Source organism: Gaetbulibacter sp. M240, assembly GCF_043876815.1.
Lineage (GTDB): Bacteria > Bacteroidota > Bacteroidia > Flavobacteriales > Flavobacteriaceae > Gaetbulibacter_A.
Window position 1 is genome coordinate 703,694 of the sequence record NZ_JBAWKA010000002.1, and the last position, 10,156, is coordinate 713,849.

A 10,156-nucleotide genomic window follows, 5' to 3' on the forward strand; every position below is an offset into this window, starting at 1 on the left:
AAAAATCTTTGAAAAATGAAAATTACGTTTTATGGCCATGCCAGTTTAGGAATTCAGATCGGCGACATTAATGTTCTAGTGGATCCTTTCATAACGGGGAATCCAAAGGCTTCTAATATTGATATTGACACTCTAAAGGCAGATTATATTTTAATAACTCATGCCCATCAAGATCATATTTTAGATGTTGAGACCATCGCTAAACGCACAGGAGCAGTTTTGATCTCTAATTTTGAGATTATATCACACTATGAAAAGTTAGATTTAGAAGGGCATCCTATGAATCATGGTGGCCAATGGGATTTTGAATTCGGTACTGTAAAATATGTGAATGCTATTCATACGTCGTCATTTCCTGATGGAAGTTATGGTGGGCAACCTGGCGGATTCATTATTGAAAGTGAACACAAAAACATATATATTGCAGGCGATACAGCTCTGACATATGATATGAAACTTATTCCATTACAAACAAAACTGGATCTGGCGGTTTTACCTATCGGGGATAATTTTACCATGGGTATTGATGACGCTATTCTGGCAAGTGATTTTGTGGAATGCGACAAAGTACTTGGTTATCATTACGACACCTTCGGGTATATTGAGATCGATCATGATGAAGCCAAGAAAAAATTCTTTGAAAAAAATAAAGATCTTATGCTTCTCGATATTGGTGAATCTATTGAATTGTAGATGATAAAAGCCCGTTTTAAAAAATACACTCTCAACTTTAAGCAAGCTAGCGGTACTTCCCGAGGTGTTCTGAAAACCAAGGATACCTGGTTTCTTATTCTAAATAATGGAATAGAAACCGGCATTGGCGAATGTGGCATGTTTAAAGGCCTCTCGGTGGATGATCGTCCTGATTTTGAAGAAAAGCTACAATGGGTATGTAAACATATTGACCTTGGTTTAGAGGGGCTATTGAAAGAAACCTTAGAATTTCCGAGCATCCAATTTGGCTTGGAAATGGCTTTTAAGTCATTGCAAAGCGAATATCCTTTTGAACTATTCCCATCTAAATTTTCGGAAGGTAAAGATGCCATCGAAATTAATGGACTTATCTGGATGGGTTCGGAGCGCTTTATGAAAAAGCAAATTTCAGAAAAACTTAAGTCTGGTTTCAAATGTATAAAAATGAAGATCGGGGCTATTGAGTTTGAGCAAGAACTCAAATTATTGCGCTCTATACGTAAGGATTTTTCAGCAAAGGAAATTGAATTACGGGTGGATGCTAATGGTGCTTTTACCCCTGAAGAGGCTTTAGACAAGCTTAAAATATTATCCGAATTGGATTTGCATTCCATAGAACAACCTATAAAGCAAGGGCAGGTAGATGACATGGCAAAACTTTGCGATTTGACGCCTTTACCCATTGCTTTGGATGAGGAGTTAATTGGTGTTTTTTCCGATACCAAAAAGAAAGCTTTACTTCAAACCATAAAACCACAGTTTATTATTTTAAAACCTTCTTTGGTTGGTGGTTTTGCAGGAAGTGATGCATGGATTACTTTTGCAGAGCAAGATAAAATAGGCTGGTGGATTACCAGTGCTTTAGAGAGCAATATAGGTTTGAATGCCATAGCACAATTTACCTATCAAAAGCAAAGTTTATTACCTCAGGGTCTGGGTACAGGTGGTCTTTTTACGAATAATGTTGAAAGTCCGTTAGAAGTGATTCAAGGCGCCTTGTTTTACAATGAAAAAAAATCTTGGGATCTAAGGCAGTTGAACTTAAATAATTTATAGAATATGTATATAGCACAAGCATTTAAAGGTCTGCACGAATGGTGGCGGTATTTGGTAGGATTAATTTTTGTTTTTATTGCTATTGTTATAGGGCAATTGCCTTTAACTGTTGCTGTTGTTATGAAAATGGCTATGGGAGGCGAAAGTGAAATAGCCTTAACTCAGTCAGAGATACTAGGTGTTTTGGAACCCAATTTCAGTTTGTTTCTCATGTTGCTTTCCTTTGCTGCAGGGCTAGGTGCTTTATTATTAATAGTGAAGTTTCTGCATAATTTGAGCATTAAACAGCTTACTACAACCCGGCCAAAAATTGATTGGAAGCGTGTCGGATTTATTTTTGTGTTGTGGGGTCTTATTTCCAGTGGATTCATTTTAATGGAATATTGGATGACACCAGAAGATTATGTTTGGAATTTTGAACCCATGAGATTCATCATCTTGTTTTTAATAGCTATCATAATGATACCACTTCAAACCAGTTTTGAAGAATATTTATTCCGGGGGTATCTCATGCAGGGGATGGGAGTGATCTTCAAAAACAAATGGTTACCTTTATTAATTACTTCTGCAGTATTCGGATTATTACATATAGCCAATCCTGAGGTTGAAAAATTAGGTTATACCATTTTGGTCTTTTATATAGGTACAGGAATGTTTTTAGGAATTATAACTTTAATGGATGACGGATTGGAGCTTGCCCTTGGTTTTCATGCCGCAAATAATTTATTTACAGCGCTTTTAGTAACAGCAGACTGGACAGCTTTTCAAACTTATTCAGTTTTGAAAGATGTTAGTGAACCTGATAAAATGGGTATTTTTGAAATTTTTGTTCCCGTTTTTGTTGTATTTCCTATTTTACTTTTTATTTTATCGAAGAAATACGGGTGGAGTAACTGGAAAGACAAGCTTTTTGGTAAAGTTGTCGACCCTAATTCACAAGATGCCATTGATACGATAGGGCAATAACCTTAAAATAACTAACGCCTATGACGCCAAATTACACGCAAGTTCACAATAGATTCCGGTTAAACGGTCATTATTACTCTTTTGATGATTTAATGGAAGTAGCCTACAGTTTTGTTAAAGAAGGAGAGCCCTATCAAGAGCAAATTGGAAACTTTTTGTTGGATTGGTTGGATAATAAAGACTACATCATTGCTAAAACCTCAGGCTCTACAGGGAGGCCTAAGCGTTTAAAAATAAAAAAGCAAGCTATGGTAAACTCGGCAATTATGACCGGTGATTATTTTGGTCTGACTCCCGGTGATAAAGTACTTAACTGCCTGCCCTCTAATTTTATTGCCGGTAAAATGATGATCGTTCGTGCTATCGCCTTAGGCTTAAGCCTGGAGTTGGTAGAGCCATCAGCACATCCCCTTATCGATTACGAAAAGAAATATGATTTCTGTGCTTTTACACCGATGCAGCTAAAATTCTTTTTGAATTACAGTAAGAATCTTAAAACCATAATCGTTGGAGGTGCACCGGTTCCAAAATCGCTGTTAGAAGCTATTCAGAATATTCCTTCTAAAGTTTATGAGACCTTTGGAATGACTGAAACAGTATCGCATATAGCGATGAAAAAGCTCAATAACTTCAAAAAGCCGAAAGATCTTTCAAATTTACATTTTAAAACCCTTCCAGAGGTTAGCATATCTCAGGATGATCGGGGTTGTTTGGTTATTGATGCCCCCAAATTATTGGATAAGCCTATCGTAACCAACGATATGATCACCATGTATTCTAATACAGAATTTGATTGGTTAGGGCGCTGGGACAATGTGATCAATACAGGAGGTGTCAAGGTCTTTCCTGAACAAATAGAGCATAAACTACAAAAAGGCATTAATAAACGCTTTTTTATTACTTCAATACCTGATGACGCGCTCGGGCAGAAAGTGATCTTAGTTGTTGAGAGTGAACCTTATGATATCGATAGTTCTGTGTTTGAATCTTTAGATAAGTTCGAAAAACCCAAAGCTCATTATTTTGTACCCGCTTTCGCGGAAACGGCTTCACATAAGATCCATCGAAAAAAGACTTTAAAAAAATTACAACTGCAGGAATCTTAAACCTGTAGAACTCCCATATTGAATGGTTTTTCGATAGGAGCATGGTTGGCGGCCTCTATGCCCATACTGATCCAAGTACGTGTATCCAGCGGACTAATAACCGCATCGGTCCACAAGCGAGCTGCGGCATAATATGGTGATACTTGATCATCATAGCGTGCCTTAATCTCATTATACAATTTTTCTTCCTTAACCTTTGTTATTTTTTCACCTTGTTTTTCAAGGGATGCTTTTTCAATTTGAAGCAATACTTTAGCGGCTGAATTCCCACTCATAACAGCCAGCTCAGCACAAGGCCAGGCTACAATGAGTCGCGGATCATAAGCTTTTCCGCACATAGCGTAATTCCCTGCACCGTAACTATTACCCATAATTACAGTGAATTTAGGAACGACCGAATTACTTACGGCATTTACCATTTTAGCCCCGTCTTTGATGATGCCGCTGTGTTCGCTTTTACTGCCCACCATAAACCCGGTGACGTCTTGTAAAAAAACCAATGGTATCTTTTTTTGGTTGCAATTCGCGATGAACCGTGTCGCTTTGTCGGCACTATCATTATAGATCACACCTCCAAATTGCATTTCTCCTTTTTTGGTTTTTACTAATTTACGCTGATTTGCAACGATGCCAACGGCCCAGCCATCGATACGAGCGTAACAGGTAATGATGGTTTGACCATAACCGGCCTTATATTCATCAAATTCGGAATTATCTACTAGGCGTTTAATAATTTCGTAAGTATCATATTGATCTGCACGGCTTCTGGGAATAATACCAAAAATATCTTCAGGTTTCTCAGTTGGTTTTTTGGGATTAACCCGATTGAATCCAGCTTTGTCATAATCACCAATTTTATCCATAATATTTTTAATGGTATTCAAGGCGTCCTTATCATCTTTGGCTTTATAATCTGTAACTCCGGAAATTTCGCAATGGGTACTGGCACCACCTAAAGTTTCATTGTCGATGGTTTCTCCAATTGCCGCTTTTACCAAATAACTACCGGCCAGGAAAATACTTCCTGTTTTCTCAACAATCAAGGCCTCATCACTCATTATAGGTAAGTAAGCACCCCCGGCAACACAACTACCCATAACAGCTGCAATTTGAGTAATACCCATACTGCTCATAACGGCATTGTTTCTAAAAATACGACCAAAATGTTCTTTATCCGGAAAGATCTCATCTTGCATTGGTAGATATACCCCCGCAGAATCAACAAGATATATAATTGGCAGACGGTTTTCTATAGCGATTTCCTGAGCTCTTAAATTCTTTTTCCCAGTTATAGGGAACCAGGCACCTGCCTTTACTGTGGCGTCATTTGCCACCACAATACATTGTTTACCACTAATATAACCCATTTTAACCACAACTCCGCCTGATGGACAACCACCATGATCCTTATACATACCGTCACCTGCAAAAGCGCCAATCTCAATAGATTTCTTTTTAGGATCCAATAAAAAATCAATACGCTCCCTAGCTGTCATTTTACCTTTAGCATGATGCTTTTCAATACGTGATTTACCGCCGCCTAAACTAACCTCTGCGTGTTTTTTTTTGAGTTCAGAAACCTGCAATTTGTTATGATCTTCGTTTTTATTAAAGGTAATATCCATGGGTATTTAATTTTCTACGAATGTACAAAATAAGCATAATAAAAGTCAATAAATTGTTAAAATATATTACATGGAAATATATTCCTTGGAAAATAAAATTAATTTATGTATTTTTGTATCAGAAAAAAGAAACTATGAAAAACATTATAGCCTTTGGAGGCTCTAACAGCAAACATTCAATTAATAAACAACTGGCTACATATGCGGCTTCTTTAGTGCAGGATGCCAATGCCAAAATATTAGATCTAAATGATTATGATCTGCCTCTGTTCGGCGTAGATCTGGAAGCGGAGCAGGGCTTTCCTGAAGATGCTCATAAACTATTAGAGGAATTCAGGGATGCTGATGGTATTGTGTTGTCCTTGGCGGAACATAACGGCGCCTACACCGTAGCTTTTAAAAATGCTTTAGATTGGTTATCACGTATTGAGGGAAAGTTATTTTTTAATACGCCTATGTTGCTCATGGCTTCGTCACCGGGTGGCCGCGGCGGTAAATCGGTGTTAGAGATCGCAAAATCACGGTTTCCACGCCATGAAGCTGATATTATCGAGACGTTTTCGTTTCCTAATTTTAACGATAACTTTAAGGATGGGAAAATTGTAGATAGTGATTTGGATTCTGAGTTGAAGGCGGCAGTAGAAAAGTTTAGTAATAGCTTATAAAAATCATGGGAGATATTAGTAAAGACATACAATCCACATTTCCGAACAACCGGATTAAGGCGCTTCTTAATATTCTGTATACGGCGAATTGGATCTCGAGTTGTCAGAACGAATTTTTTAAATCGTTCGGTATCTCGCCACAACAATACAATATTTTACGCATTTTAAAGGGTGCGAAAGAGCCTTTAAATGTACAGGTAATTAAGGACCGCATGATTGAACGTGCTCCAAATGCCACACGTTTAATGGACAAACTATTAGCTAAGGAGTATATTGAGCGTTTACCTTGTAAAGAAGACCGACGTGTGGTTAAAATAGTGATCACGAAAAAGGGCAGGGCGTTACTGGACAGTATTCCTGCAAACTTTAATAAGAATCTTCTAAAAAATTTAAATGAACAGGAAGCTGAACAATTAAGCGACCTGCTGGATAAAATGAGATAAAAATAAAAGAAAGGTTGATAATATGGAAACAATAAAAGAAAACACAAGTAAAATGGAAACTGTTGTTCACAGAGCAGACAGTAGAGGATATGCAAATCATGGTTGGCTGCAAGCCACACATTCCTTCAGCTTTGCGAACTGGTTTAATAAAGATCGCATTCAATTTGGAGCTTTACGGGTCTTGAATGATGATATTATTGCGCCAAGTATGGGTTTTGGAACGCATCCGCACGATAATATGGAAATCATTACGATACCATTAAAAGGTGTTCTAAAACACCGTGATTCCATGCATAATGAATGGCAGGCAGTATTACCAGGAGAAGTTCAGGTGATGAGCGCCGGAACTGGAGTTCAACACTCTGAGATTAATGGATCGGCTACGGAGCATTTGAATTTGTTCCAAATATGGATCTTCCCCGATACCAAGAACGTGGAACCTCGCTATGGTCAAAAACGATTTGAAGAGGCTGATCGAAAAAATAAACTTCAAACTTTAGTGACTTCTATGGACTCCGATCATGAAGGTAGTTTGAAAATTCATCAGGATGCTGTATTGTCGCGTATTGATTTGGATAAAGACAAGACTTTTACCTATGAATTAAAAGGTGAAAATCATGGTGTGTATGTGATGACTATTTTTGGAGAACATGAGATTGCCGGTGAAACGCTTCACAGTCGAGATGCAATTGGAATTAGTAATACCAAAGAATTTACAATTAGTACTAAAGAAGATACCGGGTTATTGTTTATTGAAGTACCGATGCAGTAATTTAGTTTACAATTGATTATTAATTAAATGTTTTTTGGTAATTTCGAATTGATTTATCTAAAATAGTTTTAGTAATCGCACCATAAATTAACCTACTACTCTTGTATAAAACTGTAATTAAGAATACTTTTTTTTATGGACTGGCGACAGTTGTTCCTAAAATAATAAATTTTTTATTAGTAAAAGTTCATACGGATAGTTTGAATGTAAGTGATTATGCGGTTAATACTGATTTCTATATCTGGATATCTTTATTTGCTATATTATTGACTTTTGGCGTGGAAACCTCTTTTTTTAGATTTTATAATGATGAAAATGATAAAAGTAAATTAATAGGTACGACATTCATTACTACCGTTTGTTCAGTAATTTTACTAGGTATCTTTTTTTGTCTTTTCGAAAATTTTTTATTAGAAATTTTCGATTTTACTGGTAACTCTTTTAGAATTAAAATTTTATTTGGTGTTTTAGCGTTCGATACTTTATCAACTATTCCATTTGCATATTTAAGAATAAAAAATAATGCTAGTCTATATGCGATAATAAGGTTTGTAAATGTTATTATAGTAGTAGGCCTTAATTTATTTTTTTTAAAATTCCTGCCAGAATTTATTGATTCGTATAGAAAATTACCTTCGATTTTCACAGAAAATTTTTATAAAGTTAATTTAGTAGATTATATATTTATTGCTAATTTAATTGGTAGTGGAGTTTCATTTTTATTATTACTTCCTTATTTGATTAAATTCAAATTTTATTTTGATTTAACTCTTTTAAAAAGGATAATAAAATATGGATGGCCTATTGTTATTGCAGGCATGGCCTACATTATTAATGAGAATATGGATAAATTTTTGATTAAAAGATTAGTTGGAGGTTCGGAAATGGGTATCTATAGTGCTTGCTATAAATTATCTATTTTCATGAATTTGTATGTCATGGCATTTCGTTTAGGTATAGAGCCCTTTTTCTTTAATGTATATGCAAATAAAAATGCTAAAGCTATTTATTCAAAAATAATGACCTATTTTGTAATTATTGGATCATTAATTTTATTTGCGATTGTTGCTTTGGTTGATGTATTTAAGAATTTTATAAATCCGAATTATTGGGATGCTCTAATAATCGTTCCAATTGTATTGTTAGCAAATTTGTTTTCAGGGATTTATCAGAATTTATCAATTTGGTATAAACTTATTAATAAAACATATTTTGGAATGTGTTTCTCTTTAATTGGGGCGACAATTACTGTTTTTTTAAACTTATTACTTTTACCAATATTTGGTTTTATTGTATCAGCTTGGGTAACTTTAATCGTATATTTCGTAATGACATTGTTATCGTATCGTTATGGGAAAAAATACTATAAAATTACCTATAATATTCGAAAAATAAACTTGTACCTAATAACTTCCATAATTTTATCAATTATTTCATTTTGTTATTTTAGAAATAACATATTTGTTTCTATTTCCTTGATTTTATTTTTTATTATTTTCACAATAATTAACGAAAGAAAAGAATTAATGATTCTGTTAAATAAATATTAATTTTCAAAAATTCTTTTTATTTGATAGAATAAACGTTCAATTAACCTTAAGTCATCTGTAATAATTTCTGCCGTCCCTGTCATTTCTTGTTTAAACTCTATTTCTTTGTTATACGAAGTTATGAGTTTGTTAGACAAATTAACATCAACTGTATACAACCCATTATTATCAGGAGTTGAAGAAATATTCTTAACTGTACCCTTTAATATTCCAAACTCGATGTTTGGATAGTTGTCAAGTTTAATGTTGACCTTCTGTCCACCCATGATTTTTCCAGAATTTATAGGAGGGGTTTTTAATTTAGCTATGATAGAGGAACTTTTAATCGGAATTATTATAAATATCAAATCTCCTTGATTTACATTTTGATTTGTATTCCAAATATTTAAAAAGGAAACTTTTCCTTTAATATTCGATTTTAATACATAGTTATAATACCAATCTTTAATGGCTTTTTTTAACTGATTCAATGATTGAAGAACATTTTTGAATAACGTTATTTCTGTTTCAATACGATTTATTTCTGTATCCTTAGATTTTTTTTTTGCATTAAAAATCCCTTCTCTTATTTGAGAGATAGAAGCTTCGAAACTTTTATAATTAAGCTCAGCTTGAGAATATTCTAACTGTCTTTTTTCGTAATCTTGTTCGGAAATTACACCTTTTTCAAATAATAATTTATACCGATTTAAATCTTTTTTTTTAAAAGTTAATTCTATTTTATTGATTTCTTTTTGAGATTTTAGGTTTTCGAGACGTTTGTTAAGTTCTAAAGCAGAATATAGATTTGCTTTTTCTTCATTAGAAAATGGTTTTAATTCCAAATTTAATTTATACTTATTGTATGCGTTTTCAAATATTGCAAACTGAGAAGCTATATCTCCCAACGATAAATTTGGCAAGCTATCCATTGGAAATTCAAACTTATCTTTAATTTTAATTCTATCAATTATTTTTTTTAAATAAAACACATCCTTATAATTTGCACTATTATCAATTATCGCAAAAGGCTCACCGGATTCAACCAAATCTTTGTCTTTAACAAATAAATTGCTTATTCTCCCTGTAGTTTTTGCATATACTTTTTGCGGAGGAATATTTGAAGTTACTGTTACCTGGGATCTAATAACATCTGGATATTTAATAAACCAAGTTGCTAAAAAAATGAAACAAATGGCAATAAAAATTACCGTTATACCCCATTTTAAAAATAAATTTGGTTGCTTTTCTAAAATCTCTCTTATTTGTTCACTATGAGTTTCTATTTCATCAATCTTCAT

General features: G+C 34.2%; 10 protein-coding genes. 8 read left to right on the plus strand and 2 right to left on the minus strand.

Annotated features, from left to right (window positions below):
* The first annotated feature begins 15 nt into the window (after positions 1 to 15).
* The 4 genes from V8G61_RS08710 to V8G61_RS08725 are packed head-to-tail and all read left to right on the plus strand — an operon-like array spanning position 16 to position 3,821.
* Positions 16 to 693 carry a metal-dependent hydrolase gene (locus V8G61_RS08710; protein ID WP_394875164.1) on the plus strand — a complete coding sequence of 226 codons (678 nt, stop codon included), beginning with the start codon at positions 16 to 18 and terminating at the stop codon, positions 691 to 693.
* The gene (locus tag V8G61_RS08715) at positions 694 to 1,749 is read left to right on the plus strand and encodes an o-succinylbenzoate synthase (protein ID WP_394875165.1); all 1,056 of its coding nucleotides are present in this window, start codon (positions 694 to 696) and stop codon (positions 1,747 to 1,749) included. It begins immediately after the preceding gene.
* 3 nt (positions 1,750 to 1,752) lie between these two features.
* Positions 1,753 to 2,715 (plus strand): CPBP family intramembrane glutamic endopeptidase, encoded by a 963-nt coding sequence (locus tag V8G61_RS08720; RefSeq protein WP_394875167.1) that lies wholly within the window; start codon positions 1,753 to 1,755, stop codon positions 2,713 to 2,715.
* A 20-nt stretch (positions 2,716 to 2,735) separates the two neighbouring features.
* Entirely contained in the window at positions 2,736 to 3,821 is a 1,086-nt protein-coding gene (locus V8G61_RS08725; RefSeq protein ID WP_394875168.1) for an AMP-binding protein, read from the plus strand.
* Here V8G61_RS08725 and V8G61_RS08730 read toward each other — a convergent pair.
* Complete coding sequence (locus tag V8G61_RS08730) at positions 3,818 to 5,446, minus strand: acyl-CoA carboxylase subunit beta (protein WP_394875169.1); 1,629 nt, start codon at positions 5,444 to 5,446, stop codon at positions 3,818 to 3,820. The two genes, V8G61_RS08725 and V8G61_RS08730, sit on opposite strands and share 4 nt — an antisense overlap.
* A gap of 134 nt (positions 5,447 to 5,580) precedes the next feature.
* Here V8G61_RS08730 and V8G61_RS08735 point away from each other — a divergent pair, with 134 nt between their 5' ends.
* The 4 genes from V8G61_RS08735 (at position 5,581) to V8G61_RS08750 (ending at position 8,876) form a co-directional block, all read left to right on the plus strand.
* A complete protein-coding gene (locus tag V8G61_RS08735) occupies positions 5,581 to 6,111 on the plus strand; it encodes an NADPH-dependent FMN reductase (protein ID WP_394875170.1) in 531 nt (176 codons plus the stop codon).
* 5 nt (positions 6,112 to 6,116) lie between these two features.
* Positions 6,117 to 6,554 carry a MarR family winged helix-turn-helix transcriptional regulator gene (locus tag V8G61_RS08740; RefSeq protein ID WP_394875171.1) on the plus strand — a complete coding sequence of 146 codons (438 nt, stop codon included), beginning with the start codon at positions 6,117 to 6,119 and terminating at the stop codon, positions 6,552 to 6,554.
* A gap of 52 nt (positions 6,555 to 6,606) precedes the next feature.
* On the plus strand, positions 6,607 to 7,326 hold the full coding sequence (locus V8G61_RS08745) for a pirin family protein (protein ID WP_394875304.1): 720 nt from the start codon (positions 6,607 to 6,609) through the stop codon (positions 7,324 to 7,326).
* Between the two features lie 101 nt (positions 7,327 to 7,427).
* Complete coding sequence (locus tag V8G61_RS08750; RefSeq protein ID WP_394875172.1) at positions 7,428 to 8,876, plus strand: lipopolysaccharide biosynthesis protein; 1,449 nt, start codon at positions 7,428 to 7,430, stop codon at positions 8,874 to 8,876.
* Here V8G61_RS08750 and V8G61_RS08755 read toward each other — a convergent pair.
* A complete protein-coding gene (locus V8G61_RS08755; protein WP_394875173.1) occupies positions 8,873 to 10,156 on the minus strand; it encodes an HlyD family secretion protein in 1,284 nt (427 codons plus the stop codon). The genes V8G61_RS08750 and V8G61_RS08755 overlap by 4 nt on opposite strands.

What these genes read in the sequence shown, in the direction of transcription:
- V8G61_RS08740 (WP_394875171.1), top strand. Translation starts at nt 6,117, where the DNA reads ATGGGAGATATTAGTAAAGACATACAATCCACATTTCCGAACAACCGG.
- V8G61_RS08725 (WP_394875168.1), top strand. Translation starts at nt 2,736, where the DNA reads ATGACGCCAAATTACACGCAAGTTCACAATAGATTCCGGTTAAACGGT.
- V8G61_RS08745 (WP_394875304.1), top strand. Translation starts at nt 6,607, where the DNA reads ATGGAAACTGTTGTTCACAGAGCAGACAGTAGAGGATATGCAAATCAT.
- V8G61_RS08730 (WP_394875169.1), bottom strand. Translation starts at nt 5,446, where the DNA reads ATGGATATTACCTTTAATAAAAACGAAGATCATAACAAATTGCAGGTT.
- V8G61_RS08755 (WP_394875173.1), bottom strand. Translation starts at nt 10,156, where the DNA reads ATGAAGATTGATGAAATAGAAACTCATAGTGAACAAATAAGAGAGATT.
- V8G61_RS08720 (WP_394875167.1), top strand. Translation starts at nt 1,753, where the DNA reads ATGTATATAGCACAAGCATTTAAAGGTCTGCACGAATGGTGGCGGTAT.
- V8G61_RS08735 (WP_394875170.1), top strand. Translation starts at nt 5,581, where the DNA reads ATGAAAAACATTATAGCCTTTGGAGGCTCTAACAGCAAACATTCAATT.
- V8G61_RS08710 (WP_394875164.1), top strand. Translation starts at nt 16, where the DNA reads ATGAAAATTACGTTTTATGGCCATGCCAGTTTAGGAATTCAGATCGGC.
- V8G61_RS08715 (WP_394875165.1), top strand. Translation starts at nt 694, where the DNA reads ATGATAAAAGCCCGTTTTAAAAAATACACTCTCAACTTTAAGCAAGCT.